We start from the raw sequence: 26,321 nt of genomic DNA, 5'->3' as shown, positions 1-26,321 counted from the left end.
CCCGGGCATGGAGCAGCAGGCCTTCAACGCACTGGCACAACAGTATATGGACATGGTGTACCGCCTGGCGTTTCACTATCTCCGCTCTCCCCAGGACGCGGACGACGTCACCCAGGAGACCTTTCTCCGCCTGTTCCGCCGCAAGGAGGGATTCGACAGCGGAGAGCACGCCAAACACTGGCTGGTCCGGGTGGCGCTCAACGAGTGCAAGCGGCTGGCCATGTCCTCCTGGCGGCGGCACACCGAGCCGCTGGAGGAGTACGCGGACACCCTGACCTGGGAGACGCCGGAGCAGAGCGCCCTGTTCCAGGCGGTGATGGACCTGCCGCGGAAATACCGCGTGCCGCTGTACCTCTATTATTATGAGGGGTATGCCGTCAGCGAAATTTCCGCCATGCTGAGGCGCAATGTATCCACCGTTCAGACCCATCTGGCCAGAGGGCGAGAACAGCTGAAACATCTTTTCAAGGAGGAATGGAGCGATGTATGACAGAGACCTGTACCGTGAGACCTTTTCCCACCTCCACGCCTCCCCGGAGACCAGGAGGAAAGTTATGAATCTGAGTGAGAAGCGTTCCCGCCGCTTTCGGCCCGCACGGGTGGCGGCGGTGGTAGCAGTGGCTGCCGTCCTGAGCATTACCGCCATGGCCGCGGCCTTCGGAGGCGGCATGCTGGACTGGTTTGGCAGGGAGTGGGACAGCTGGACAGGCCAGTCCCTGGGCGAGAGCCAGGTGGAGACCATCCAGCGGCTGACCCAGCCCGTGGGGGAGAGCACCACGGACGGTGATATCACCGTGACCGTGGACAGCATCACCATGGGCACGGACAACCTGTGGGCCCTGCTGAAGGTGAGCGGTATGGAGTTTTCCAACCGGGAGGAGTACGGCTTTGCAGACGTCTCCGTGGAGATCACGCCCGACCCCGCCGATTTGTCCGCCGACGCGGGCGTGGTGTCCTACGGCACCCAGCTGATGGGCGTGGATGAAAACGGGAACCTCAATCTGGTTCTGGAGTACTTCGCCACCCTGCCCACTGACGCCCAGCTCAGCGCAGGCGGTTGCACGCTGGAGCTCACCTTGACCGGCCTGACGGAAGGGGAGTACGGCAGCGCGGAGCCTGAGACGGCGGCGGAGGGGACATGGCGCTTCTCCATCCCCCTGACCGTGGAGAGCCGCTCCCCGGTGGTGGCCATTGAGAAGGCGGAGGTGCCCTCCTGGAGCCCGGCCACCGATGAATATTCCAGCGAGCCGGTGACCCTGACGGATATCCAGATCTCCGACACCGGCATCCGCTTCCGGGCGGCGGGGGAGTTCATCTCCGATGTGTCCGCCGTGCTGAAGGACGGCACAGAGGTGCGCAACTCCGGCGGTGGCGGCGGCGTGGAGGAGGACGGCACATACACCTTCTCCTACACCTGGGTGGTCCCGGTGAATGTGGAGGATATTGCCGCGCTCCGCTTTGGGGAGACCGAGATCCCAGTTGAATAAGAGATAGCTGCAAATGCGCTCCGTGCATCGCACGGAGCGCATTTTTACATCCGGACTGGCAGAGCTGACGAAGGCGGGGGCGCAAAAAGCCGTTTTCCGGGCGGTTTTCGAATTGACGTTCCAGCGGAAGGGGTGATATAATATACTGATTTTGTATGCACATATGTTTTGAGGGATATGCTTATGTGGATTTCTGACAAGTGGAACGACTACGAGCTGATCGACTGCGGCGGCGGGGAGAAGCTGGAGCGCTGGGGCAAGTACACCCTGGTGCGGCCCGACCCCCAGGCCATCTGGAACACCCCCCGGGAAAACCGGCTGTGGCGGCATCCTGACGCCCGGTATGCCCGCTCCTCCACCGGCGGCGGCCAGTGGGAGAAGAAGGACGTGCCCGAGCGCTGGCAGGTGAAGTACGGGGACCTGACCTTCAACATCAAGCCCATGAACTTCAAGCACACCGGCCTCTTCCCCGAGCAGGCCGCCAACTGGGACTTTGCCCGGGAGCAGATCAGGAAGGCGGGGCGGCCCATCAATGTGCTCAACCTGTTCGCCTACACCGGCGGGGCCACCGTGGCCTGCGCCGCCGCCGGGGCCAGCGTGTGCCACGTGGACGCGGCCAAGGGCATGGTGGCCTGGGCCAGGGAGAACGCCAAGTCCTCCGGCGTGGAGGACAGGCCCATCCGCTGGATCATCGACGACTGCGGCAAGTTTGTGGAGCGGGAGATCCGCCGGGGCCGGAAGTACGACGCGGTGATCATGGACCCGCCGTCTTACGGCCGGGGCCCCTCCGGCGAGATCTGGAAGCTGGAGGAGAATCTCTACCCCTTTGTGGAGCTGGTGGCCCAGGTGCTCTCCGACGAGCCCCTGTTCTTCCTCATCAACTCCTACACCACCGGTCTGGCCCCCTCGGTGCTGACCTACATTCTGGAGACGGTGGTGTCCAAGCAGCACGGCGGTCACACCGAGAGCGCCGAGCTGGGGCTGCGGGTCACCGAGACCGGGCTGGCGCTGCCCTGCGGCGCCACTGGCCGCTGGATGGCCGACCGGTAAAGAACCAACGACAGGGAACGGGAGACAAGAAATGGCCAATTCCATTGTAAAAACCGAAAACCTCCGCTTCTCCTACGAGGCCGAGGGGGGACTCTCCCCGGTGGTGCTGGACGGAGTGGACCTGGAGATCGAAGAGGGCAGCTTTGTGGCGGTGCTGGGCCACAACGGGTCGGGCAAATCCACCCTGGCCAAGCACATGAACGCCATCCTGCTGCCTACCGGCGGCAAGGTGTACGTGGACGGCATGGACACCTGCGACGACGACAAGCTGCTGGACATCCGCCGCACCGTGGGCATGGTGTTCCAGAACCCGGACAACCAGATCGTGGCCAACGTGGTGGAGGAGGATGTGGCCTTCGCCCCCGAGAACCTGGGCGTGCCTCCGGAGGAGATCCGCCGCCGGGTGGACGAGGCACTCAAGCTGGTGGACATGTACGAGTACCGGGAGCACGCGCCCCATCTGCTCTCCGGCGGCCAGAAGCAGCGGGTAGCCATTGCGGGCGTCATCGCCATGCGGCCCCGGTGCATCGTGCTGGACGAGCCCACCGCCATGCTGGACCCCATCGGTCGCAAGGAGGTGCTGAGCACCATCCGCCAGCTCAACCGGAGCGCGGGCATCACCGTGGTGCTCATCACCCACCACATGGACGAGGCCGCCCAGGCCGACCGGCTGGTGGTCATGAGCAAGGGCAAGGTCATCGCCGACGGAGCGCCCAGGCAGGTGTTCCAGCGGGTGGAGGAGCTGAAGGCCGTGGGCTTGACGGTGCCCGAGACGGTGGAGCTGTGCTGGGAGCTGCGCAAGGAGGGGCTGGACGCCCCCCTGGACGCCCTCAGCGACGAGGAGTGCGCCCAAGCGCTGTATGAGCTGCTGAAATAACGGAAGGAGACACCGGCGAAGGACAACTGAACAGGGAGGAATGTTCATGGAAAAGGTACGAAAAGAAGCGTCCCGCAACTTTGCCACCGGGTTTTTCGTGACAGTTTTTCTGCTGAGCCTGGTCCGTATCATTGCGTCGTATCTGTTTATGGGAAATGGCATGGATTTGGAAGCTATCGCGGGCTGGCTTGTCTACCTCCTGTTTGGGGCCCTTGTGGGCGCTCTCACCTATATTTACACCCTGTTGAGCGGGCGCATCCGCCTGCTGGAGGAGCGGCTGGCCGCGGCGGAAGCCGGGGCGCAGCCCGGAGAAAAGTGCGGAGACTGACGGCCTCTGCGGGCGCGATCCTGAGACGGGACGTGCACCGACTTCAGATAAGGAAATGTGATGTATGGAACCGATTATCCAGACGGAAAAACTCAGCCACATCTATTCCGCCGGTACGCCCTTTGAGCACGGCGCGCTGATCGATGTGGATTTCACGGCCTACCGGGGGGAGTACCTGGGCATCATCGGCCACACCGGCTCGGGCAAGTCCACCCTGATCCAGCACCTCAACGGACTGCTCAAGCCCACCTCCGGCCGGGTGCTCTTTGAGGGCAAGGACATCTGGGAGACCAAGGAGCGCACCCACCAGACCCGCTTCCACGTGGGCCTGGTGTTCCAGTACCCGGAGTATCAGCTCTTTGAGGAGACGGTGTACAAGGACATCGCCTTCGGCCCCCGGAACATGAAGCTCTCCGAAGAGGAGATCGACCGCCGGGTCCGGGAGGCGGCGGCCTTTGTGGGTCTGCCCGACGCCATGCTGGAGCAGTCCCCCTTTGAGCTGTCCGGCGGCCAGAAGCGCCGGGTGGCCATTGCGGGCGTCATCGCCATGGAGCCCTCCGTCCTCATTCTTGACGAGCCCACCGCCGGGCTGGACCCGGTGGGCGTGGAGAGCATCCTGTCCAACATCCACGACTACCACGTGGCCAAGAACGCCACCATCATCATCGTCTCCCACTCCATGGAGGAGGTGGCCCGGACGGTGGACCGGCTGGTGGTGGTCAACGACGGGCGCATCCCCTTCGCGGGCACGCCCCGGGAGGTCTTTGCCCACGAGGAGGAGCTGACCGCCATGGGTCTGGGCGTGCCCCAGGTGACCCGGGTGCTCCACCAGCTGAAAAAGCTGGGCGTGGACGTGGACGACACGGTGTACACCATGGAGCAGGCCAAGGCGGCCGTCATGGCGGCCTACAGAGCGCGGAAGGGGGCGGTGTAAGTGGCGCTGAAGGACATTACCCTGGGGCAGTATTTCCCCGGAAATTCCATTCTCCACCGCCTGGACCCCCGGACCAAGATCCTCCTCACCGCCATGTATATCGTGGCCCTCTTCCTGGCCAAGCAGCTGGTGGGGTACGGCATCATGATGGTGGTGCTGGCCTCGGCCATCGCCGTATCCAAGGTGAAACTGAAGACCATCTTCCGGGGCCTCAAGCCCATTCTCATTATTATCATCATCACCGCTTTCCTCAACCTGTTCTGGACTCCGGGACAGATCATCTGGAAGTGGGGCTTCCTCAACCTGACGGTGGAGGGCATCTGGTCGGCTGTCTTTATGGTGCTGCGCATCTCCATGCTCATCCTGTGCACCTTCCTGCTGACCTACACCACCTCGCCCATCCTCCTGACCGACGGACTTGAGAATCTGATGGGCCCCCTGAAGAAGATCCATGTGCCTGTCCATGAGCTGTCCATGATGATGTCCATCGCCCTGCGGTTCATCCCCACCCTGATCGAGGAGACGGACAAGATCATGTCCGCCCAGAAGGCCAGAGGCGCCGACTTCGACACCGGCGGCCTGATGGACAAGGCCAAGGCCCTCATCCCGCTGCTGGTGCCCCTGTTCATCTCCGCCTTCCGCCGTGCGGACGAGCTGGCCATCGCCATGGAGTGCCGCTGCTACCACGGCGGCGAGGGCCGCACCCGCCTGCGCCAGCTGAAGTACCGGCGGGCCGACGTGATTTTCCTGGTGTGCGGACTGGCGGTCTGCGTGGCCGTGGGCGTGCTGGCCCGCTTCGGCCTGTGAAAAATTAAGAAATTTCTAATGAAAGCTCTATGACTTTATGAGAAATATAGCGTTAAAATTGATGTACGTGGGCACCGCTTATCACGGGTGGCAGATCCAGAAGAACGCCGTCACCATTGAGGACACGCTGGAGAAGGCGCTGGCCACAGTGGTGGGCCACCCGGTGAAGTGCACCGGCGCGGGCCGCACCGACGCGGGCGTCCATGCGGAGACCTATATCGCCAACTTCCGTACCACCTCCACCATCCCCTGCGACCGGCTCCCCCTGGCGGTGAACACCCGCCTGCCGGAGGACATCGTGGTGGTCAAGGCCACGGAGGTCCACGACGGCTTCAACGCCATCGGCTCCTGTATCAAAAAGGAGTACACCTACCGCATCTACAACTCCCGCATCCGCAACGCCTTTTTTGTCAACCGGGTCTGGTTCTACCCCAAGCACCTGGACGAGACTGTGATGCAGGCGGCGGCCGACCGGTTCGTGGGCACCCACGACTTTGCCGCCGTCCAGTCGGTGGGCACAGAGGTACAGTCCACGGTGCGCACCGTACACTATTTCAATATGTCCCGCTCGGGGGACATGATCGAGTGCCGGGTGTGCGCCAACGGCTTTCTCTACAACATGGTGCGGGCCATGGTGGGCACCTGCGTGTACGCCGCGGAGGGCAAGTTCCCGCCGGAGGCGGTGAGCGACATCCTGGAGGGCCGCTGCCGCACGGCGGCAGGTCCAACCGCGCCTCCGGGCGGCCTGTACATGACCAAACTGTGGTACGAAGAGGACGTGCTCTGAGGGGCAGAATTTTTAAGGAATTTGGTGCATACACATGAACGACAGACAGGCGGAGCCCGGCGGCGGGCAGAAGAAAAAAGCGAATATTCTGGTCCGTCTGCTGGCCTTTCTGGTGACGCTGGCCCTGATCTTCGGCGCGGTGACCCTGGTGGTTTACCGGGACCGGCTGAACTTTGACGTGATCCGGCGTTACTTCACCTACCGCAGCCTGGAGCGCAACGACAGCGGCCAGGCCGAGTCCTTTGTCCACGAGGGCAGCACCCGGGACATCTTCGTCTCGGCGGGGGAGAACCTGCTGGTGAGCTCCACCACCGGCGTGCGGCTCTTTTCCGGCAGCGGCACCCAGTATGTGGACGAGCAGATCGTGATGGAGCAGCCGGTGGCCATGGCGGCGGGGGAGTGGTCCCTGGCCTATGACGCCGGCGGCAGCACCCTCTACCTGTTCCGGGACAAGGAGAAGGTGTTCTCCCTGGGCGCGGAGGATGACAAGACCATCCTGTCCGCCCGGATCAACGCTGCCGGCTGGCTGGCCGTGGTCACCCAGGCCGCCAGCTACAAGGGCTCCATCATGGTGTACAATCCCCAGCAGCAGCCGGTGCTCCAGCTGAACCGGTCCAGCGGCTTTGTGATGGACGCGGTGGTGACGGAGGACGGGAAGTACCTGGCGGCGGTGACGGTCAGCCAGAGCGGCGCGTCCTTTGTCAGCAGCCTGGACTTCTACCGACTGGACCGGACCGAGGAGGAGACCGAGCCGGACGTGTCCAGCACGCTGGACGGCAGCGTGGTCCTGGACCTGCGGCAGCAGGGCGACGCCCTGTGGGCCCTGGGGGACACGGGGGTGTTTGACTTCTCCCTGGCGGAGAAGAGCCTGGGGCAGCGGCAGGGCGCCTACAGCTACCCCGACCAGTACCTGAAGGAGTTCTCCCTGGACGGGGACGGGTACGCGGCGCTGCTGCTGGGCAAGTACCGGGCCGGCACCCAGGCCCAGCTGCTGGTGACCGACCAGTCGGGAGCCGTGACGGGCACCCTGGACATCGGGGAGCAGGTGCTCTCTCTGTCCGCGTCGGGGCGGTATATCGCCGTGCTCACCGCCGACCGGCTGGACATCTACACCTCGGATCTCCGCCTCTATGACAGCCTGTCCGGCACCCAGAACGCCCAGAAGGTGCTCATGCGGTCGGACGGCACAGCCATGCTCATCGGCGCGAAGACCGCCCGGCTCTACATCCCGGGCTGAATCAGAAACCCTTTTTGAGATTCCATATGGAGGTTCCCATGGCTTATCTGGTATTTGACATCGCAATTCTGGCCATTCTGGCCGTCTTCGCCTGGCGGGGCGCGTCCAGGGGCTTTGTGCTCTCCCTGTGCGGCCTGCTGGCCGTGATCGTGGCCTTTGTGGGGGCCAGCTTCCTGGCCGGGCTGCTGGCGCCCAAGGTGGGCGCCGCCCTGGAGCCCCGATTCGCCCAGGCCATTGAGGAGAAGCTGGAGGAGCAGTTCCAGCAGTCCGACCCGGTGGGGGACGCCGCCGCCGGCCTGACGGAAGGGGAGGACTATCCCCTTCAGGACGTGCTGTCCGTGCTCAAGGATATGGGACTCTATGAGGACCTGGTGAACACCATCGACCAGGCGGTGCAGGACGGCATGACCGCCGTGGCCGCCAACGCGGCAGCGGCCGTGGCCGCCGCCATCGCCCAGTCGGTGGCCTATACGGTGATCTTCACCGTCGCGTTCGCGGCCATCCTGATCGCGTGGAAGGTGTTCTCCCATGCGGTGGACCTGGTGGCAAAGCTGCCCGGCCTGAACTTCCTCAACAAGACCGGGGGCGCGGCCATGGGCCTGATCAAGGGCGTGATCATCCTCTTTCTGGCGGCCTGGATCATCCAGTACTCCGGCAAGCTCATCCCGGAGGAGGCAGTCCAGCAGACCCACCTGCTGAAGTTCTTCATGACCACCAACCCCCTGGCTCTGCTCCAGGGCCTGTAACGGAGCATCTCCGCCATTCCACACAAATGAAGGTGTTAACGATGAACGTGCCCAATTTCCTCTCCCTGCTCCGGCTGGCCATGGTGCCGGTCTTCGCGGTGGTGTTCTTCCAGCCCTTTCCCACGGCCCGGTACTGGGCGGCCGGGGTGTACGCCCTGGCCTTTGTCACCGACGTGGCCGACGGCTACATCGCCCGCCACTTCAACCAGATCACCCGCCTGGGGCGGATTCTGGACCCGCTGGCCGACAAGCTGATGACCTTTACGGTCATCGTCTGCATCACGGCGGCGGGCATCATCCCCATCTGGGCGGTGATCATCTTCTTCTGCAAGGAGGCCGCCATGGGCCTGGGCGCCCTGTCCATGCTCCACAAGATCGACGACGTGATCCCCTCCAACTGGCTGGGCAAGATCTCCACCTTTGTGTTCTTTGTGGTGTGCGCCGCCCTGGTGCTCTTTCCCCAGATCCCCCGGGGCTGGGCCACCGGCATGATCTCCTTCGCCCTGGCCCTGACCATCCTGGCCTTCCTCTACTACCTGTGGCTGTACGTGAGCGTACTGGGCAAGAAGAAGTGAGTCCGCCGGCCCGGAGGGCTGGAAAATAAAAAACCAAGTAAATTACCAGAAATTCATACCCAGTTCACAATTTCGCTCTAGAATTTTTTCTCCGGGGCACAGTAGGGCCCCAAGGGGAGAAAATATCCCCCTTAAAGGAGCTGAACGATATGCAACCTACACTCTGTTCCAGATGTCATAAGAATGTGGCTGTTATTTTTATCCAGAAAATCGAGGGCGGCGAGACCAAGAGCGAGGGCCTGTGCCTGAAGTGCGCCAGAGAGCTGGGCATCAAGCCCGTTGAGGATATGATGCAGAAGATGGGCATCACCGACGAGGACCTGGACGGCCTGACCAACGAGATGCTCTCCGCCTTTGGCGGCGCCGAGGGCATGGAGGGCCTGGTGCCGCAGGGGGAGGACCCCGGCAGCGACGAGGACGACGAGGGCCGCACGGCCACGTTCCCCTTCCTCAACAAGCTCTTCGGCGGCGCCCAGGGCGGCGACAGCCAGCCCAAGGAGGAGTCCCGTCCCCGGGAGGACAAGCCCGGCAAGGAGCGGGCCCCCAAGCGGAAGTTTTTGGAGAATTACTGTATCTCCCTGACCCAGAAGGCCGCCGAAGGCAAGCTGGACAACATCGTGGGCCGGGATGAGGAGATCGAGCGCACCATCCAGATCCTCAACCGCCGCCAGAAGAACAACCCCTGTCTCATCGGCGAGCCCGGCGTGGGCAAGACCGCCATCGCCGAGGGCCTGGCCCAGCGGATCTACGCGGGCAAGGTCCCCTACAAGCTCCAGGACAAGGAGGTCTACCTGCTGGATCTGACCGCCCTGGTGGCGGGCACCCAGTTCCGCGGCCAGTTCGAGAGCCGGATGAAGGGCCTGATCGACGAGGTCAAGAAGCTGGGCAACATCATCCTGGTCATCGACGAGGTCCACAACATCGTGGGCGCCGGCGACGCCGAGGGCAGCATGAACGCCGCCAACATCCTCAAGCCCGCCCTGTCCCGGGGCGAGATCCAGGTCATCGGCGCCACCACCCTCACCGAGTACCGCAAGTACATCGAGAAGGACTCCGCCCTGGAGCGCCGGTTCCAGCCTGTCATCGTGGAGGAGCCCTCCATTGAGGACGCGGTGAAGATCATCATGGGCATCAAGTCCTACTATGAGAAGTACCACTTCGTGTCCATCTCCCCCGAGATGGCCCGTATGGCCGTGACCATGAGCGAGCGGTACATCACCGACCGCTACCTGCCCGACAAGGCCATCGATCTGATCGACGAGGCCTGCTCCGACGTGAACCTCCACAACGCCAATCTGGCCCGGGAGGCCCAGCTGAAAAAGGAGCTGGAGCAGATCTCCAAGGAGCGGGAGGCCCTGGTGGCCGAGGCCAACAGCCGGGACTTCAAGCGCCAGAGCGACCTGAAGGCCAACGAGAGCCGGCAGTCTGAGATCCGCCGGGAGCTGAGCAAGCTCACCGAGCAGTACAACGCCCTGGCTGCCGCCGGCGGCCAGGAGGCCGGCATGAAGGACAACGAGCGGGAGCAGGGCCGTCTCCAGCGGGAGCTGCAGAAGCTGGTCCAGGACCGGAGCGCCCTCAACGCCTCCACCGGCGACGAGGACTACCAGCGCCTGGCCGTCATCAAGAGCCGGGAGCTCCAGCTCCAGCAGGAGCTGGACAAGCTGGAGGCCCAGTGCGCCCCGCCCCTGACCGTGGGCCATCTGGCCCGGGTCATCGAGCTGTGGACCAAGATCCCCGCCAGCCAGATCCAGGAGGCCGAGTACGAGCGCCTGGCCCAGCTGGAGAACCGGCTCAAGGAGCACATCATCGGCCAGGACGACGCGGTGAAGGCCGTGGCCGCCGCTGTCCGCCGCGGCCGCGTGGGCATCGCCTCCAAGCGCAAGCCCGTGTCCTTCATCTTCGTGGGCTCCACCGGCGTGGGCAAGACCGAGCTGGTCAAGCGGCTGGCCATGGACATGTTCCACTCCCCCGAGTCCCTCATCCGGCTGGATATGTCCGAGTTCATGGAGAAGTTCGCGGTGAGCCGCATCATCGGCTCGCCCCCGGGCTACGTGGGCTACGACGAGGCCGGCCAGCTCACCGAGAAGGTCCGGCGCAAGCCTTACTGCGTCATCCTCTTCGATGAGATCGAAAAGGCCCACCCCGACGTACTCAACATCCTGCTCCAGATTCTGGACGACGGCCACATCACCGACGCCCAGGGCCGGAACGTGAACTTTGAGAACACGGTCATCGTCATGACCTCCAACGCGGGCAGCGAGGCCAAGGGCTCGGGCAGCGTGGGCTTCGGCCGCACCGCCGCCGAGCAGGGCCGCGAGCGGGCCATGAAGGCCCTGGAGAGCTTCCTGCGGCCCGAGTTCATCAACCGGGTGGACGAGATCGTCTACTTCAACCGGCTCAGCGAGGACAACTTCAAGGCCATCGCCGGCATCATGCTGGGCGAGCTGAAGGGCACCCTGGGCGAGAAGGGCATCACCTTCACCTACGACGACAGTCTGCTGGACTACCTGGTGAAGAAGTCCTACTCCCTGACCTACGGCGCCCGCAACCTGCGCCGCCAGATCCAGAAGGACCTGGAGGACCCCATCGCCACCCGCATCATCGAGAGCTATCTCAACCCCATCCGCACCCTCCACGCATTTTCCGACGGGGAGAGCGTGCAGATCACCGGAGAATAAGCAGGACGGAGCAAGCGGCTGCCGCTTGCCCCGTCTCTTTGTCCCAAAAACGCGCCCCGCCTCAGACACTCTGAGGCGGGGCGCGTTTTGTCGTTCTTACTGTCTGATGGTGCGGAGGATCTCACCCTCGGCGGAGATGACCGAGATGGTGAGGGGGATGGCCTTGCCGGAGTTGGCCACAGCCTGCTCCGCGGCCCGCTGGATGCCGCCGCAGCAGGGCACCTCCATGCGCGCCACGGTGACGCTGCGCACGTCGTTGCGGCGGAAGATCTCGGTGAGCTTGTCGGTGTAGTCTCCCTCGTCCAGCTTGGGGCAGCCCACCAGCACCACCCGGCCCCGGATGAAGTCCCGGTGGAAGGCGCCGTAGGCATAGGCGGTGCAGTCGGCGGCGATGAGCACGTCGGCGCCGCTCAGCCAGGGGGACATGGGGTTGACCAGCTTGATCTGGACCGGCCACTGCCGCAGCTCGCTGGGGATCTCACCGGCGGCGGCGGGGCGGGCCTCACGGCGGATGGCGCGGCTCATGCTGCCCGGGCAGCCGCAGGGGCTGGGCGCGGCAGCGGCCTTCTCCTTGGCCGCCTTGGAGGCCATGACGGCGGCGTGGTCGTAGGCGGGCGCCTCCCGCTCCTCAAAGGTGATGGCCCCGGTGGGGCAGGCGGGGAGGCAGTCCCCCAGGCCGTCGCAGTAGTCCTCGCGGAGCAGATGGGCCTTGCCGTCCACCATGCCGATGGCTCCCTCATGGCAGGCCGCCGCGCAGGCGCCGCAGCCGTTGCACTTGTCCGCGTCAATCTTGATAATCTTCCGAATCATAGGGAAAACCCTCCTTGTGTTTGTAAGGAAATCATACTATACTGGTATCACATTTTCTGTTGCAATTGCAACGCAGGAGGAAAAAACATGGGGAAATTTCTGCCGGTGCTCCGAAAGACGCCTCTTTTCGCCGGAATTGCAGAGCAGGATATGGAGGCCATGCTGGACTGCCTGGGGGCGGTGGAGCGGAAATTCAGCAGGGGAGAGGCGGTGTTCCGGGCCGGGGAGCCCGCCCGCTGGCTGGGCGTGGTGCTGTCCGGGCGGCTCCAGGTGTGCCGGGAGGACCGGGAGGGCCGCAGAACCGTGCTCTCCTCGGTGCCTCCGGCGGGCATCTTCGGCGAGGCTCACGCCTGTGCCGGAACCGAGGCCCTGCCGGTGTCGGTGTGGGCGGTGGAGGACAGCGGCGTGCTGCTGCTGGACATCGCCCGGGTGGTGGGGGTCTGCCCCTCCTCCTGCACCTTCCACAGCCGTCTGGTCACCAACCTGCTGTCCGTGCTGGCGGGGAAGAACATCCTCCTGTCCGCCAAGCTGGAGCATGTGTCCCAGCGGACCATCCGGGAGAAACTGCTCTCCTATCTCTCCGCCCAGGCGGCCAGGGCCGGGAGCGATTCCTTTGCCATCCCCTTTGACCGGCAGGCCCTGGCGGACTATCTCTGTGTGGACCGGAGCGCCCTGTCCCGGGAGCTGTCCGCCCTGCGGCGGGAGGGGATTCTGGAGGCAGAGAAGAACCGCTTCCGGCTGCTGCGGTAGAGAAAAAATTTCTCGTCCCATGTGAAACCTTTTTCTCCGTCCGTCCGTATATCAGAGCGAAACCGGTTTTAGGAAGAGAGGAGTGGCGGCATGGAGGATGAAAAGCTGGTACGCCGCCTGCAGAAGGGCAGCCGCACGGCGCTGGAGCAGGCCATCAACCGATATACCGCCTATGTCGGTACCATTGTCTGGCGCACCCTGGGGGCCTCCGCCACCCGGGAGGACATGGAGGAGGTGGTCTCTGATGTGTTCCTCAGCCTGTGGTCCCATGTGGGCGAGCTGGACCCGAAACAGGGCCTGCGGCCCTGGCTGGGGGCAGTGGCCCGCAACCGGGCCACGGACTGCCTCCGCAGGTCAAAGCCCACCGTGCCCCTGCCGGAGGACGACGGGCCGTCCCCGGCGGAGGGACCGGAGGAGACCGCCGCCGCCAGAGACCAGGCGGAGCGGCTCTGGCAGGCGGTGGACGGTCTGGGAGAGCCGGACCGGACTCTCTTCCTCCGCCACTACTACTACGGCGAGAAACTCAGCGAGGCGGTACGGGGCCTGGGCCTGAGCCCGGGCGCAGCCCGCATCCGTCTGTCCCGGGGCAGGAAAAAGCTCCGGGAGATTCTGACGAAAGGAGGGGAAGGACTGTGAGCAGCATGGAACGGCTCTGGAAGGACATGGAGCTGAACGGCCCATGCCCGGAAATCAACCCCGCTGACATTCGGCGCAGGGTGAACACCGCCCTCAATGCCGACCCCTCGGAGAGGAGCATCTATATGAGACAGAAAATCCGCATTGCCGCCGTGATGGCCGCCGCGATGATCGCCCTCACCGGCACCGCCCTGGCAGTGGGCACCAACTGGGACGCCCTGATGGAGCACCTGGGCATCTTCGCCCCCTATGTCCAGGACGTGGACGGCGTGTCCGTCACCGACCAGGGGCTGAAGGTCAGCGTGGTGGCCGCCCTCAGCGACGAGAGCGGCACCAAGACCTACGTGTCGGTCACCGACCTGACCGGCGACCGCCTGAGCGAGAACCTGACCTACAATGGCAGGCTGGGCACCAGCTGCATCAGCTACGACCCTGAGACCCGCACCGCCCTGCTGGAGATGCCCATGATGACCAGCCGGTATTTCAATGAGGACGGCAGCCTGACCCTGACCTTTGCCAGCTTCCAGCCCGGACTCCGGGAGCTGACGGGCATCCCCTTCCCGGAGGAGGTCCTGAGCACCGCCGCCCGCAGCAGCCGCCTGTTCACCGACGAGGAGCTGACCGAGAAGTCGGTGAACTCGGGCGCCGAGGCCAGGGGACTGCTGCCCGGCCAGAACCCGGTGAAGCTGGAGGGCACCGACCTTATCTGGATTTCCTCCTCCGGCTTTGATGAAAACGGCGTGTTCCATATCCTGTATGAGATGGCGGAAGACGTAACGTGTGCCGCAGACCCCACCCCCTTCATGAAGCTGGATAACCGGGAAATACTCAGTTACAGAATCAACCAGCTTGTCTGGGGGGACGGGCGCTATCTGGACGTCAGCTTCCCCGACAGCGATGTGTTTACCAGGGAGAGCCTGTCCCATCTGGAGCTGGAGGACATGGACATCAGGCTCTATACCGAGGAGAGCATTGAGGGAAACTGGGAGCTGACCTTCTTCCCCAAAAATTTGTCCCAGCGGTCAGCCACCATGTCCGAGACCCTCAGCGGCATGTCCATGACGAGTGTGGACCTGACCGCCATCAGCCTCCGTCTGGAGCTGACCAGCAAGGGCGGCACTCCCGCCGCCTATCCGGTCAGCGTCTACCTGGCCGACGGCACCCGGATTGACATCGAGGGCTGGGGCCAGATCTCCGACCTGGATGAGCGGATGACTCGGGTTGTTGAGGATGGGAAGGTGTACTACGGGATTGATGTGACAGAGCCGGGGAAGGAGCGGCACTTTGCCGTCACCTGGTATTTCCCCGCGCCCATTGACCCGGCGCAGGTCACCGGCTTCTCCCTGGGCTACCGGATGTACGCCATCCAGGACGGCGCCGCCGTGCCCACCGGCTGGCTCACCGAGCTGCCCGGCCAGGAAAAGTGACCCATAACAATAAGGCCCTCTGCCCGGAACACAACTGTTCCGGGCAGAGGGCCATTTTCTGCGTTTCAGGCGTGCTCAGTCCTGGCGCTGGACCAGGGCCTCGCCGGCGGTGTAGATGTCGCCGGCGCCCACGGTGAGGATCAGGTCGCCGGGGCGGGCAAGCTGGGCCAGGGCGTCGGTCACCTCGGGGAGGGTGGCGAAGTACCGGGAGCCGGGGATGCGCTCGGCCAGGTCCCGGGAGGAGATGCCGATGGTGTTGTCCTCACGGGCGGCGAAGATCTCGGCCAGCAGGGTCACGTCCGGCTCCTGGAGGACCTGGACGAAGTCGTCGAACAGGGCCTTGGTGCGGGAGTAGGTGTGGGGCTGGAAGGCGCAGATGATCCGATCATAGCCCAGGCTTCTGGCGGCGGCGAAGAGGGCCTTCAGCTCGCCGGGATGGTGGGCGTAGTCGTCGTAGACCTCGGCGCCGTGGTAGCTGCCCTTGTGCTCAAAGCGGCGGGCGGCGCCCCGGAAGGCGGACAGGCCGTCCTCCACCGCCTTGGCGGGCATGCCCAGCACAATGGCGGACGCGGCGGCGGCCAGGGCGTTCTTCACGTTGTGCACCCCGGGCACCCGGAGGGACACATGGGCAAAGGGCTGGCCCTTCCAGATGATATCAAAGGTGGGCAGGCCCCGGTTCCAGGTCAGGTTGGCGGCGTGGACGTCGCCCTCCTCCAGACCGAAGGTGACCATGGGCCGGGTCTCGCCCTCCAGGGTGTGCATGGTGTTCTCGTCGTCCCGGTTGGCCACGATGACGCCGTCCTCGGGCACCAGGTCGGCAAAGGTGCGGAAGGAGTGCTCCACGTCCGCCAGGTCCTTGAAGAAGTCCAGATGGTCGGCCTCGATGTCCAGGATCACCGCCACGGTGGGGAAGAAGGAGAGAAAGGAGTTGCAGTATTCGCAGCTCTCCAGGATGATGGTGTCGCCCCGGCCCACCCGGTGGCCAGCCCCCAGCAGGGGCAGGGTGCCGCCGATCATCACCGTGGGGTCGGCCTGGGCGGCCATGGCGATGTGGGTGCACATGGAGGTGGTGGTGGTCTTGCCGTGGGTGCCGGAGATGCACAGGGCGTTCTTGTACCCCCGCATGATGGCGCCCCAGGCCTGGGCCCGCTCGAAGACGGGGATGCCCCGGGCGTGAGCGCCGGAGATCTCAGGGTTGTCGTTGTGGGCGGCGGCGGTGCGGATGACCAGCTTGGCGCCGTTCAGGTTCTCGGCCCGGTGGCCGATGGCCACCTGGATGCCCAGGGAGCGCAGATGCTCCACCGTGGCGCTCTCGTGCATGTCGGAGCCGGTGATGACCATGCCCATGCCGTGGAGCACCTCGGCCAGGGGGGCCATGGATACGCCGCCGATGCCCACCAGATGGGCGTGGCAGCCGGGGACGAAATAATCGTGAATATTCAAATCAGACACAGGGAGCACTCCCTTTTCTTGAAAATATAATATGAAATGATACTTGGTCTTGCCCAGGAAAAATATTATAATATGAACCAAGGAAAATGGCAAGGCCAATTCCATATGTCTCCATTATAGACGCGGACGGCGGAAAACATACCGGAGAGAAGGTGAGGCGCATGGATACGAGTGTGATTCCCGGCGGCGTGGCGGCGCTGTGCGCCCGTCTGCGGGCGGCGGGACGGGAGGCCTACCCGGTGGGGGGCTGCGTCCGGGACCTGCTGCTGGGGCGCGCTCCAGGGGACTGGGACGTGACCACCTCCGCCCGGCCGGAGGAGGTCATGGCACTCTTTGACCGCACCGTGCCCACCGGCATCAAGCACGGCACCGTGACCGTGCTGACAGAGGACGGCGGGGTGGAGGTCACCACCTTCCGCGCCGAGAGCGGCTATGCCGACGGACGGCACCCGGACGCGGTGACCTTTGGCGGCGATCTGGCGGGGGACCTGTCCCGCCGGGATTTCACCATCAACGCCATGGCCCTGGGGCCGGACGGGGCGGTCATCGACCCCTTCGGCGGCCGGAGGGATCTGGCGGACCGGGTGATCCGCTGCGTGGGGGAGCCGGAGCGCCGCTTCCGGGAGGACGCCCTGCGGATGCTGCGGGCGGTGCGGTTCTCCGCCCAGCTGGGCTTTGCCATTGAGAGCGCCACGGCGGAGGCCCTGCGCAAGAGCGCCGGACTGACTGCCCGCCTGTCCGCCGAGCGGGTGCGCACCGAGCTGGAGAAGACCCTGCTCTCGCCCTGGCCGGAGCGGGGAGAGGGGCTGTTCGCCTGGGGGCTGCTGTCCCCCTTCGTGGGGGCGGAGGCCCAGCCCGACCTGACCACCCTCCACCGGGTGGCCGCCAGTCCGCTGGAGCGGTGGGCCGCCCTGTGCGCCCTGCTGTTGGACGAGGGGGATATCACCGACGCGGGGGACTTTCTCAGGGCCCTGCGTCTGGACGGCCGCACCGTCCACGCCTGCGCCGCCGGGGCGGAGCTGGGGAAGCATATGCCCCGGGACAGGGCGGCGTGGCGCCGGGCCCTGGCGGAGCAGGGGGAGGACGCCTGTACGGCCGCCGCTGCCATGGAGGACGCCCGCACCGGCGGCACATACCGGGAGGCGCTCCGGGAGACCCTGGCGGAGGGGAACTGCGTGACGGTGCGGGACCTGGCGCTGTCCGGGGCGGAGCTGCTGGCCATGGGCTACCGCGGCGCGGACATCGGCGCGGCCCAGCGCCGGCTGCTGGACCACGTGCTGGACCACCCGGAGGACAACCGCCCGGAGCGGCTGAGGGAACTGCTGAAGTGAAGACGGGAGACTGAGGGACGGCCCATGGCCGTCCCTTTTTTGTATGGGACAGGCAAATGGGGCGAGGTTCTGTCATATGGATAACAGGACGAGGAGGTGGGCGCGGTGGAGAAGCGGCAGAAGCGGGAAGGGCTGCTGGAAAAGACGGCTCAGGTCCTGGACCTGCCCGGGGACGTGGTGGCCGGGCTGCCCCGGGTGGAGATCACCGGCAGCCGGGAGCTGCGGATGGAGAACCACAAGGGGATTCTCGCCTACGGCACCGAGGAGATCCACGTCTCGGGCGGCAAGCTGATCCTGAAGATCCGGGGCAAGGGCCTGGAGCTGAAGGCCATGAACGCCAGCGAGCTGCTGATCACAGGGGAGATCGAAGGGGTGGACCTGACATAGGGCCGCTGGAGGTGGAGCATGCAGAAGGTGATCAATTTTCTCCGGGGAAGCGTGCGCCTGGAGGCGGAGGGGGCTTTTCCCGAGCGGTTTCTGAACCTGTGCGCCCAGAACGGCGTGGCCTTCTGGGCCGTGGAGTGGCTGGAGACAGGCCGGGTGGCCATCACCGTCCCCCGGCGTGACGCTAAACGGGCCCAGGCCCTGGGGGAGCGGGCCTCCTGCCAGGTGAAGCGGCAGAAGAGCGGCGGCGTGCCCTTTTTCCTGGCCCGGTTCCGCAGGCGGTACGCCCTGCTCACCGGGCTGGTGCTCTCCCTGGCGGCTGTGTGCGTGCTGTCCCAGTTCGTGCTCACCGTGGAGGTGTCGGGCAATGAGACCGTCACCACGGCGGAGATCCTCACCGAGCTGCGCCGTCTGGGGGTGCGCCCGGGGGTGTACGGCCCTGGCATTGACCCGGCGGCCACGGCCCAGAAGCTGCTGCTGCAGCTGGATGATCTGTCCTGGTGCGCCATCAACCTGAAGGGCACCGTGGCCGAGGTGCTGGTGCGGGAGCGTATCGAGCCGCCGGAGGTGGTGGACGAGACGGAGCTGGGGGACGTGGTGGCCGCAGTGCCCGGCATTGTGACCCAGGTGGAGGTGCTGGGAGGCGAGCCCGCCGTAGAGGAGGGGAACACGGTGGTGGAGGGGCAGGTGCTCATCACCGGCAACATCCACATGGAGGGGGCGCAGTATAGCGGCATCGACCTGGGCTGGCGGCAGGTGCGGGCCCAGGGCCGGGTGTACGCCCGCACCTGGCGCACCCTGGAGGCGGAGATCCCCCTGACGGCCCAGGTCAAGGCCTACACCGGAGAGAAGCAGTCCTTCTGGTCCCTGAGCCTGTTGGGCTGGCGGGTCAATTTTTATGGAAACAGTAGCATTTCCTATGAGAGGTATGATAAAATAAGCGACGTATGGACCGCCCGTCTGCCCGGCGGACAGGAGATGCCCCTGTCCCTGACCAGGGAGACGGTCCGGGCCTACCAGACCGTCTCCGCCCAGGTGGACCCGGCCGCGGCGGAGGCGCTGCTCCGGGGGCAGCTGGAGGAAGACCTGCTGGACGCCCTGGGGGAGAAGGGAGAGGTGGTCTCCATGGACTTTACCACCCGGGAACAGAGCGGCATGCTCCTGGTCCGGCTCCAGGCCGAGTGCAGGGAGGAGATCGGGCGGTTTGTGCCCTATGAGGGACAACAGAAAAATGAAACCCAGCCGGAGGAGGGCCAAGACCTTTCCGGCTGAAGCAGCGAGGAGCGTAGAAGTTTGATTGAACAGACGATAAGCATGGAACGAATGGAGGAGGCCGTCAATATCTTCGGCTCCTTTGACGAAAATATCCGCATCATCGAGCGGGAGCTGGGCGTCACGGTGGTGAGCCGGGACGGGGAGCTGAAGGTGTCCGGCGAGGCGGAGAACGTGATGTACGGCGTGAAAGCCATCCAGGGGCTCATCTCCCTTTCCGCCCGGGGCGAGACCATCAACGAGCAGAACGTGCGGTATATCATCTCCCTGGTCCGGTCGGGCAACGAGGACCGGATCGGGGACCTGGCCCGGGACGTGCTGTGCGTCACCGCCAAGGGAAAGCCCATCAAGGCCAAGACCATCGGGCAGAAGAAGTACGTGGAGGCCATCAAGAAGAACCTGGTCACCCTGGGCATCGGTCCGGCGGGTACCGGCAAGACCTACCTGGCGGTGGCCGCGGCGGTGGCTGCCTTCCGGGACAAGCAGGTCAACCGCATCATCCTCACCCGCCCGGCGGTGGAGGCCGGCGAGCGGCTGGGCTTCCTGCCCGGCGACCTGCAGAGCAAGGTGGACCCCTACCTGCGGCCCCTGTATGACGCCCTCTTTGAGATGCTGGGGCCGGAGACCTATCAGAAGTACCTGGAGCGGGGCAACATCGAGGTGGCCCCCCTGGCCTACATGCGGGGCCGCACCCTGGACGACAGCTTTATCATCCTGGACGAGGCCCAGAACACCTCCCGGGAGCAGATGAAGATGTTCCTGACCCGCATGGGCTTTGGCTCCAAGATCGTCATCACCGGCGACGTGACCCAGATCGACCTGCCCAGCGACAAGGTCTCAGGCCTGAAGGAGGCCATGCGGGTGCTGAGTGGCGTGGAGGACATCGCCATCTGCAAGCTGGGCCAGGCCGACGTGGTGCGCCACGTCATTGTCCAGCGGATCATCAAGGCATACGAAGAGGACGAGAACCGCCGCAACGCCAAGCGTGCCAGAGAGAAGGAGGGGCGCTGACCATGAAGAAGATGTTCTGGGGGCTGCTGTTTCTGTTCATTGATATCAACCTGGGGCGGCTGTGTGTCACCCCGGCCTGGGTGGGCTATCTGCTGATCTGGTCCGGCCTGGGCGAGGTGCCTGAGAGCGGGACCTTCCAGAACATCAGGAGCCTGACCGTGGGCGCGGCCGTCTTTACCGGTCTGATGTGGCTGAAGCAGCTCTTGAATGTGACAATCGCCATGGCGGTTATTGAAGTGGCGCTGACTATCGCGGGGGTCTGCCTTCAGCTGCTGGTCACCTACCGCATTGTGGAGGGCGTCCGGGAGCTGGAGGCGGTCTACAACCGGGACATGAGGAGCGCCGGACTTCTGGCGGGCTGGAAGGTCATGCTGGGCGGCATCATTGTGGCCTACGCGCTGATCTTCTTCGTCCCCGGACTGGCTCTGGCCGGCCTGGTGCTCACCTTTGCGGCGGCCATCTATTACGCGGTAGCGTTCTGGGAGGCCGCCCAGGCCTATAGGGAGGCGGCGATGGGGCAGTGACACGTTTTGAATGGTTCGGCTATACGGTGGAGGTGGATGAGTCCGCCACACGGGATTATTACGCCCAGGCGGAGCCCTGGGACTGTGAATGCGGCCACTGCCGCAATTTCGTGGCTTTGGCCCGGGCGCGGAAGCTGCCGGAGGAGTTGCTGGCCATTCTGGACAGCCTGTCCATCCCGCCGGAGAAGGCCACCTATGTGTGCGAGCTCTACCACGAGGAGAACTGGCGGGAGAAGGGGCTGCTCTATGAGCTCTCCTGGCGTGTGGCGGGAACCATTCTGGACAGACCCGCCGGGAAGGACAACGGCCCCGATTGGGGGCCGCTGGTGAATCTGCCCTGGGGTAGTATGATACTGGGCCACGAGACCTTCCCGGTGGAGCCGGAATTTCCGCTGCCCCACTTTGACCTGGACTGTACCCTGTACCTGCCCTGGGTGCTGGACGAACATGTGGACAGCCCAAAGAAAAAGAAGGAGGATGCTCCGTGAACCATGAACTGATTATTGAGACTGAGGTGGAGGGCGCTGAGCCCTACGCCGACCTGCTGCGGCAGGTCATTCCCGCCGCCCTGGAGGCGGAGGGGGTGGCGGTGCCCTGGGAGGTGGACGTGCTCTTCACCGACGACGAGGGCATCCACCAGATCAACCTGGAGCAGCGGGACGTGGACCGTCCCACCGACGTGCTCTCCTTCCCCATGTTCGACCTCCGGCCCGGGGAGCATCCCACCGAGGAGGACGCCGACCCGGGCACCGGACTGGTGCCTCTGGGGGACATGGTCATCTCTCTGGAGCGTGCCAAAGCCCAGGGGGAGGAGTACGGCCACGGCACCCGCCGGGAGGTGGCCTATCTGGCCGTCCATTCGGTGCTCCACCTGCTGGGGTACGACCACATGGACGAGGGCCCCATGAAGGCCCAGATGCGGGCGCGTGAGGAGGCCATCCTGGAGCAGCTGGGAATCACCAGAGGACAGGAGGGGTAATCATGCGGTACGGATACATCATCGGCGGAGGATTGCTCTCCGTCGCCCTCTGTTATCTCATCCTCATGGTGCTGAGCGGCCTGGGCGGGGGAAACGGCCTGCTCCAGATGGTGATGCTGCTTCTCCTCATGGCCCTGCCGGGCATCGTGGTGGGTGCGGCTGCGGCCGAGCGGGAAAAGCGGGAGAAGGAGCACTCCGAGCTGAAGGAGGAGCTCTCCGCCATTCGCGCCCTGCTGGAGAAGCAGGACAAACAGTAAAATATGCGGCCTGTAAAAAAACAAGCCGCATAGGAATAAAATTGCTCAAGAAAGTTGAGGATAACCTATGGAAATCAAAAAATCCGGCATGATCGCCATTGTGGGGCGGCCCAATGTGGGCAAGTCCACCCTGACCAACGCCCTGGTGGGCGAGAAGATCGCCATCGTCACCAACAAGCCCCAGACCACCCGCAACCGCATCTGCGCCGTGCTCAACCGGGGGGAGTGCCAGTTCGTGTTTATGGACACGCCGGGCCTCCACCGGGCCCGGACCCGTCTGGGCGACTACATGGTGAAGGTGGTGCGGGACAGCGTGGCCGACGTGGACGCGGTCATGCTGCTGGTGGAGCCCATCCCCCATGTGGGCGGGCCGGAGGAGGAACTCATCCAGCGCATCAAAGGCCTGGGCGTGCCCTCCGTGCTGGTCATTAACAAGATCGACACCGTGAAGAAGGACGAGCTGCTGGCGGTCATGCAGGCCTACGGCGAGAAGCACAGCTTCAACGCCATCCTGCCCATCTCCGCCAAGAACGGCGAGGGCCTGGAGGACCTGCTCCAGGTGCTGGGCGAGTTCCTGCCCGAGGGTCCCCAGCTCTTCCCCGAGGACATGGTCACCGACCAGCCCGAGCGGCAGGTGTGCGCCGAGATCGTCCGGGAGAAGCTGCTCCTGTGCCTGGACAAGGAGATCCCCCACGGCACCGCCGTGGAGGTCACCCGGTTTGTGGAGCGGGACGATGAGGTCATCGAGATGGACGCCACCATCTACTGCGAGAAGGACTCCCACAAGGGCATCATCATCGGCAAGGGCGGCGCCATGCTCAAGAAGATCTCCACCCTGGCCCGGCAGGACATCGAGCGCTTCATGGGCACCAAGGTGTTCCTCCAGACCTGGGTAAAAGTGAAGGAGAACTGGAGAGACAATCTGAATCTCATCCAGAACTTCGGCTACCGGGACGAGTAAGAGAGCCTTGAAATTTGCCTTTTCGACGCTCTGCCGCAAAATTTACCGTTCATAAACCGGGCGCTCCGGGCCAAGCTATGGACGAGGGGGCTTGGATTATGGACTGGGAGACCATGTGGCGGCTGTTTCTTGCCACCGGACTGCCTGAGGCGTACAGCCTGTACGCCCTCCTGCGGGAAGAGGCGGAGCGGGCGGAGGAGAGCAAAACCGCATAGCGCGCTGCTTCGGTCCGGCCCGGCGAACCCGCGGTTCGCCGGGCCGGTTCGGCTGGAGCGGGAAATATACATACTGCGTGGTGAAGCATATGCACCTGACGACCCAGGGGATCGTCCTGCGGGAGGTCAATTACAAGGAATCGGATAAAATCCTCACCGTCCTCACCCGGGACCTGGGGAAGCTGACGGTCAAGGCCAGGGGCTGCCGGCGGAAGAACAGCCCGCTGGCCGCCGCGGCCCAGCTGCTGGTGTACTCGGAGCTGACGTTGTTCGAGTACCGGGACTACTGGTCCATGGACCAGGGGGACTCTCTGGAGCAGTTCTGGGGGGTGCGGCAGGACGTGGACAAGCTGGCCCTGGGCTCCTACTTCGCCGAGGTGATGGAGACGGTGGCCGAGGAGGGCAGGGCGGACCCGGATCTCCTGTCCCTGATCCTCAACTCCCTCTACGCCCTGGACAAGCTCAATAAGCCCCTGCCCCTGGTGAAGGCGGCCTACGAGCTCAAGCTGCTGTCACTGGCGGGGTACGAGCCCCTGCTGGACGCCTGCGCGGTGTGCGGCGTACCCGAGCCGGAGGAGCCCCGGCTCCACCTGCGGGAGGGGGTGCTCCACTGCGCCCGCTGCCGGGGCGGCGTGGGGGACGGGGTGTCCATGCCCCTGGACGGCCCGTCCCTGGCCGCCATGCGGCACGTGGTGATGGGCGACCCCAAGCGCCTGTTCTCCTTCAAGCTGGATACGCCGTCCCAGAAGAAGATGAGCGACGTGTGCGAGGCCTTTCTTCTCACCCAGCTGGAACGGGGCTTCGGCACCCTGGACTTCTACAAGCAGCTCTCCGCCCTCCGGCCGTGAGGGCGCGGTCCGCCGGGCCTGGGATGGTATTTCCGGGTCCGGCGGATTTCTGCTTGCATTTTTTCCGGCTCGGGGCTATAATGGCCTCTATCAGGCAGAGTAGGAGCGCGTGTGCAGTACCTCGCAAGAGGTCCAGTGCCGGCGGGACGGGGAGTTGTCCGCCGGACGAAAAGCCGCAGGCTTGCAGTACGCCCTCCGCATCCCGCTGCCGCATATCAGGCGCGCTGTGGGAGACTACGGCCCTCCTCTGTGCGGCGTTCCCGCTTTCCGCGGGCTGCCGAATACAGAAGGAGGCTTTTTTATGCCCATTTTTCAGCAAAACCGCACCATGTTCAAGACGCCCTTCTCCGCCGCCTACTGGCGCTGCGCCATGAAGGAATTCCGCAGCCTGCGCAGTCTGGTCTTCGCCGCGCTGATGATCGCCGCCTGCATCATCCTCTCCAAGTTCTCCATCCCCATCTACGCGGGGCTGAAGATCAGCTTCGGCTTTCTGGCCCGGGCCCTGTGCGCCCTGGTGTGCGGCCCGGTGACCGCCCTGGTGTTCGGCGCGGCGGAGGACACCCTGTCCTTCTTCCTGGCCTCCAGCGGCGAGCCCTATTTCCCGGGCTATATGCTCACCACCATGCTGGGCACCCTGATCTACGCCCTGTTCTTCTACCGGGCCCGGGTGACGGTGCTGCGCATCTTCCTGGCCAAGCTGTGCACCAACGTGATGAACGTGTTCCTGGGCAGCCTGTGGAGCGCGATCCTGTACAGCAAGGGCTACCTCTACTACATGACCAACAGCATGGTCAAGAACACCCTGATGCTCCCCGTGCAGACCCTCATGCTGGTGGTGCTCTTCGGGGCGCTGGTGCCGGTGCTCTACCGGATGGGCGCCCTGCCCAACCAGGCCGAGCGGCGTCTGGCATTTATTTAAAAGGAAAGGGAGGATGCCCCGGCATCCTCCCTTTTTTCTATCGGAACATGGTCTCGGCCCCCGCCTTGCGGCAGCCCTCGGGGGCGTAGTGCCAGCAGTCCAGGCGTCCGCTGGGGGGCAGGAAGTAGGCCAGCGGCTGTGGTCCCTCCGGCGGCAGCTTCTCGATGACCAGCAGCTTGATCTTCATCCGCTCGGGGAAGATGGCCTTGATGTACACGGAGACCCGGTCCCCCTCGTGGAGGTCCCCTCTGGGCTCGGCCAGGCCGGACAGGTTAGGGGCCAGCTCCACAAAGATGCCGTACTCCTTGACGCCCCGCACCCAGCCGGGCACGGTCATGCCGGCGGAGAACCGGGCGGCGTTCTCCTGCCAGGTGCCCAGCAGCTCCCGGTGGGAGAGGACCACCCGGCCCAGGTCGGGACAGGTCTCCAGCACCACGGCGAAGATCTCCTGCCCCACGGTGAAGCGCCGGTCCGGGTGGGGGATGCGGGAGACCGAGATGCGCTCGATGCTGATCATGGACGGCACGCCGCAGCCGATGTCCACAAAGGCCCCGAAGGGCTCCAGGTGGGACACTGTGGCGGGGAGGACCATGCCGGGCTCCAGGGTGTCCATCAGCCGCTCCAGGGCCATGGCCTGGGCGGCCCGGCGGGAGAGCCGCGGCCGGAGCAAGCCCGCTTCCTGCTCCACCGCCTCAACTGTAAAGGAGACAGGCTTCCCAACCCGGGAGAGAATGGCGATGTCCCGGGTGGTTCCCTCTGCGATGCCCAGGGCCGCCTCCTCCCGTGGGATATAGCCTGTAAAGGGACCTAACGTTACAGACAGATTGTGGCCGGCGTCGCAGAGGACGGCCTTTCCCTCCAGTACCCGCCGCCCCTCCATGGCCCGGATGAGCCCCGCCTTTGTGGCGCAGAGGGCCTGATTCTCCTCGGTGTGCAGCAGCCGCCCTTCAGGCGGAAACAGAGTCGTCAATTTCACCAAATCCTTTCGGCCGCAGCGGAGATTTTTCCCGACAGGCCACTATATGCGGTTTGGCTCTGC

29 protein-coding genes and 1 riboswitch are annotated in these 26,321 nt (G+C 64.7%); of the genes, 26 read left to right on the top strand and 3 right to left on the bottom strand.

What is annotated here, in order from left to right; translation table 11 throughout:
- Window positions 1–7: 7 nt before the first annotated feature.
- The 12 genes from WMO64_RS02995 to WMO64_RS02940 all read left to right on the top strand — a co-directional run bounded on the left by WMO64_RS02995 (window position 8) and on the right by WMO64_RS02940 (window position 11,506).
- A complete protein-coding gene (locus WMO64_RS02995) occupies window positions 8–490 on the top strand; it encodes an RNA polymerase sigma factor (RefSeq protein WP_349230957.1) in 483 nt (160 codons plus the stop codon).
- Window positions 491–554: 64 nt separating this feature from the next.
- The gene (locus tag WMO64_RS02990; protein WP_349230956.1) at window positions 555–1,487 is read left to right on the top strand and encodes a hypothetical protein; all 933 of its coding nucleotides are present in this window, start codon (window positions 555–557) and stop codon (window positions 1,485–1,487) included.
- Window positions 1,488–1,670: 183 nt separating this feature from the next.
- Window positions 1,671–2,537 carry a class I SAM-dependent methyltransferase gene (locus WMO64_RS02985; protein ID WP_294520853.1) on the top strand — a complete coding sequence of 289 codons (867 nt, stop codon included), beginning with the start codon at window positions 1,671–1,673 and terminating at the stop codon, window positions 2,535–2,537.
- 31 nt (window positions 2,538–2,568) lie between these two features.
- On the top strand, window positions 2,569–3,414 hold the full coding sequence (locus WMO64_RS02980) for an energy-coupling factor transporter ATPase (protein WP_349230955.1): 846 nt from the start codon (window positions 2,569–2,571) through the stop codon (window positions 3,412–3,414).
- A 46-nt stretch (window positions 3,415–3,460) separates the two neighbouring features.
- Window positions 3,461–3,742: a hypothetical protein gene (locus WMO64_RS02975; RefSeq protein WP_349230954.1), complete on the top strand. Its 282-nt coding sequence runs from the start codon at window positions 3,461–3,463 to the stop codon at window positions 3,740–3,742.
- A 64-nt stretch (window positions 3,743–3,806) separates the two neighbouring features.
- A complete protein-coding gene (locus tag WMO64_RS02970; protein WP_349230953.1) occupies window positions 3,807–4,676 on the top strand; it encodes an energy-coupling factor transporter ATPase in 870 nt (289 codons plus the stop codon).
- Window positions 4,677–5,483, top strand: a complete 807-nt coding sequence (locus tag WMO64_RS02965) for an energy-coupling factor transporter transmembrane component T family protein (RefSeq protein ID WP_349230952.1) — start codon at window positions 4,677–4,679, stop codon at window positions 5,481–5,483. It abuts the gene before it with no gap.
- A 37-nt stretch (window positions 5,484–5,520) separates the two neighbouring features.
- Complete coding sequence (gene truA / locus WMO64_RS02960; RefSeq protein WP_294520841.1) at window positions 5,521–6,270, top strand: tRNA pseudouridine(38-40) synthase TruA; 750 nt, start codon at window positions 5,521–5,523, stop codon at window positions 6,268–6,270.
- 34 nt (window positions 6,271–6,304) lie between these two features.
- A complete protein-coding gene (locus WMO64_RS02955; RefSeq protein WP_349230951.1) occupies window positions 6,305–7,507 on the top strand; it encodes a DUF5711 family protein in 1,203 nt (400 codons plus the stop codon).
- A gap of 38 nt (window positions 7,508–7,545) precedes the next feature.
- Complete coding sequence (locus WMO64_RS02950; protein ID WP_294520835.1) at window positions 7,546–8,253, top strand: CvpA family protein; 708 nt, start codon at window positions 7,546–7,548, stop codon at window positions 8,251–8,253.
- Between the two features lie 41 nt (window positions 8,254–8,294).
- Entirely contained in the window at window positions 8,295–8,828 is a 534-nt protein-coding gene (locus tag WMO64_RS02945; RefSeq protein WP_294520832.1) for a CDP-alcohol phosphatidyltransferase family protein, read from the top strand.
- Between the two features lie 149 nt (window positions 8,829–8,977).
- Complete coding sequence (locus WMO64_RS02940) at window positions 8,978–11,506, top strand: ATP-dependent Clp protease ATP-binding subunit (RefSeq protein WP_435412044.1); 2,529 nt, start codon at window positions 8,978–8,980, stop codon at window positions 11,504–11,506.
- Window positions 11,507–11,602: 96 nt separating this feature from the next.
- Here WMO64_RS02940 and WMO64_RS02935 read toward each other — a convergent pair whose 3' ends face one another.
- Entirely contained in the window at window positions 11,603–12,316 is a 714-nt protein-coding gene (locus tag WMO64_RS02935) for an ATP-binding protein (RefSeq protein ID WP_294520826.1), read from the bottom strand.
- Between the two features lie 87 nt (window positions 12,317–12,403).
- Between WMO64_RS02935 and WMO64_RS02930 the strand changes: the two genes are divergently transcribed.
- From WMO64_RS02930 to WMO64_RS02920, 3 genes are all read left to right on the top strand, one after another.
- Entirely contained in the window at window positions 12,404–13,066 is a 663-nt protein-coding gene (locus WMO64_RS02930) for a Crp/Fnr family transcriptional regulator (protein ID WP_349230949.1), read from the top strand.
- Window positions 13,067–13,156: 90 nt separating this feature from the next.
- Entirely contained in the window at window positions 13,157–13,702 is a 546-nt protein-coding gene (locus tag WMO64_RS02925) for an RNA polymerase sigma factor (protein ID WP_294520819.1), read from the top strand.
- A complete protein-coding gene (locus tag WMO64_RS02920; protein ID WP_349230948.1) occupies window positions 13,699–15,129 on the top strand; it encodes a hypothetical protein in 1,431 nt (476 codons plus the stop codon). The genes WMO64_RS02925 and WMO64_RS02920 overlap by 4 nt, the downstream gene beginning before the upstream one ends.
- Window positions 15,130–15,204: 75 nt before the next feature.
- On the opposite strand, the gene murC is transcribed toward WMO64_RS02920, so the two are convergent.
- A complete protein-coding gene (gene murC, locus WMO64_RS02915; protein ID WP_349230947.1) occupies window positions 15,205–16,581 on the bottom strand; it encodes a UDP-N-acetylmuramate--L-alanine ligase in 1,377 nt (458 codons plus the stop codon).
- A gap of 161 nt (window positions 16,582–16,742) precedes the next feature.
- On the opposite strand from murC, the gene WMO64_RS02910 reads away from it, so the two are divergent.
- The 11 genes from WMO64_RS02910 (at window position 16,743) to WMO64_RS02860 (ending at window position 25,282) form a co-directional block, all read left to right on the top strand.
- The gene (locus WMO64_RS02910) at window positions 16,743–17,912 is read left to right on the top strand and encodes a CCA tRNA nucleotidyltransferase (protein WP_349230946.1); all 1,170 of its coding nucleotides are present in this window, start codon (window positions 16,743–16,745) and stop codon (window positions 17,910–17,912) included.
- A 105-nt stretch (window positions 17,913–18,017) separates the two neighbouring features.
- On the top strand, window positions 18,018–18,299 hold the full coding sequence (locus WMO64_RS02905) for a YabP/YqfC family sporulation protein (protein WP_294520807.1): 282 nt from the start codon (window positions 18,018–18,020) through the stop codon (window positions 18,297–18,299).
- A gap of 18 nt (window positions 18,300–18,317) precedes the next feature.
- Window positions 18,318–19,568 (top strand): sporulation protein YqfD, encoded by a 1,251-nt coding sequence (locus WMO64_RS02900; protein ID WP_349230945.1) that lies wholly within the window; start codon window positions 18,318–18,320, stop codon window positions 19,566–19,568.
- A gap of 42 nt (window positions 19,569–19,610) precedes the next feature.
- Complete coding sequence (locus tag WMO64_RS02895; RefSeq protein ID WP_294520800.1) at window positions 19,611–20,579, top strand: PhoH family protein; 969 nt, start codon at window positions 19,611–19,613, stop codon at window positions 20,577–20,579.
- A 2-nt stretch (window positions 20,580–20,581) separates the two neighbouring features.
- Complete coding sequence (locus WMO64_RS02890) at window positions 20,582–21,103, top strand: hypothetical protein (RefSeq protein WP_349230944.1); 522 nt, start codon at window positions 20,582–20,584, stop codon at window positions 21,101–21,103.
- Window positions 21,100–21,591, top strand: coding sequence for a hypothetical protein (locus WMO64_RS02885; protein ID WP_349230943.1), 492 nt, complete (start codon window positions 21,100–21,102; stop codon window positions 21,589–21,591). The genes WMO64_RS02890 and WMO64_RS02885 overlap by 4 nt, the downstream gene beginning before the upstream one ends.
- Window positions 21,588–22,082, top strand: coding sequence for an rRNA maturation RNase YbeY (ybeY, locus tag WMO64_RS02880; protein WP_294520793.1), 495 nt, complete (start codon window positions 21,588–21,590; stop codon window positions 22,080–22,082). The genes WMO64_RS02885 and ybeY overlap by 4 nt, the downstream gene beginning before the upstream one ends.
- Before the next feature lie 2 nt (window positions 22,083–22,084).
- Complete coding sequence (locus tag WMO64_RS02875; RefSeq protein WP_294520790.1) at window positions 22,085–22,339, top strand: hypothetical protein; 255 nt, start codon at window positions 22,085–22,087, stop codon at window positions 22,337–22,339.
- A gap of 67 nt (window positions 22,340–22,406) precedes the next feature.
- The gene (gene era / locus WMO64_RS02870) at window positions 22,407–23,300 is read left to right on the top strand and encodes a GTPase Era (RefSeq protein WP_349230942.1); all 894 of its coding nucleotides are present in this window, start codon (window positions 22,407–22,409) and stop codon (window positions 23,298–23,300) included.
- A gap of 304 nt (window positions 23,301–23,604) precedes the next feature.
- Complete coding sequence (recO, locus tag WMO64_RS02865; protein WP_294520784.1) at window positions 23,605–24,363, top strand: DNA repair protein RecO; 759 nt, start codon at window positions 23,605–23,607, stop codon at window positions 24,361–24,363.
- Between the two features lie 93 nt (window positions 24,364–24,456).
- Window positions 24,457–24,573: riboswitch (THF riboswitch) on the top strand.
- A gap of 91 nt (window positions 24,574–24,664) precedes the next feature.
- Window positions 24,665–25,282, top strand: coding sequence for a folate family ECF transporter S component (locus WMO64_RS02860; protein ID WP_294520781.1), 618 nt, complete (start codon window positions 24,665–24,667; stop codon window positions 25,280–25,282).
- 37 nt (window positions 25,283–25,319) lie between these two features.
- On the opposite strand, the gene WMO64_RS02855 is transcribed toward WMO64_RS02860, so the two are convergent.
- A complete protein-coding gene (locus tag WMO64_RS02855; protein ID WP_349230941.1) occupies window positions 25,320–26,261 on the bottom strand; it encodes a S1 RNA-binding domain-containing protein in 942 nt (313 codons plus the stop codon).
- Between the last annotated feature and the right edge of the window lie 60 nt (window positions 26,262–26,321).

The sequence above is a fragment of the Pseudoflavonifractor intestinihominis genome (assembly GCF_040096055.1).
Taxonomy (GTDB): domain Bacteria; phylum Bacillota; class Clostridia; order Oscillospirales; family Oscillospiraceae; genus Pseudoflavonifractor; species Pseudoflavonifractor intestinihominis.
This window is presented reverse-complemented; position numbering and strand designations above follow the sequence as displayed.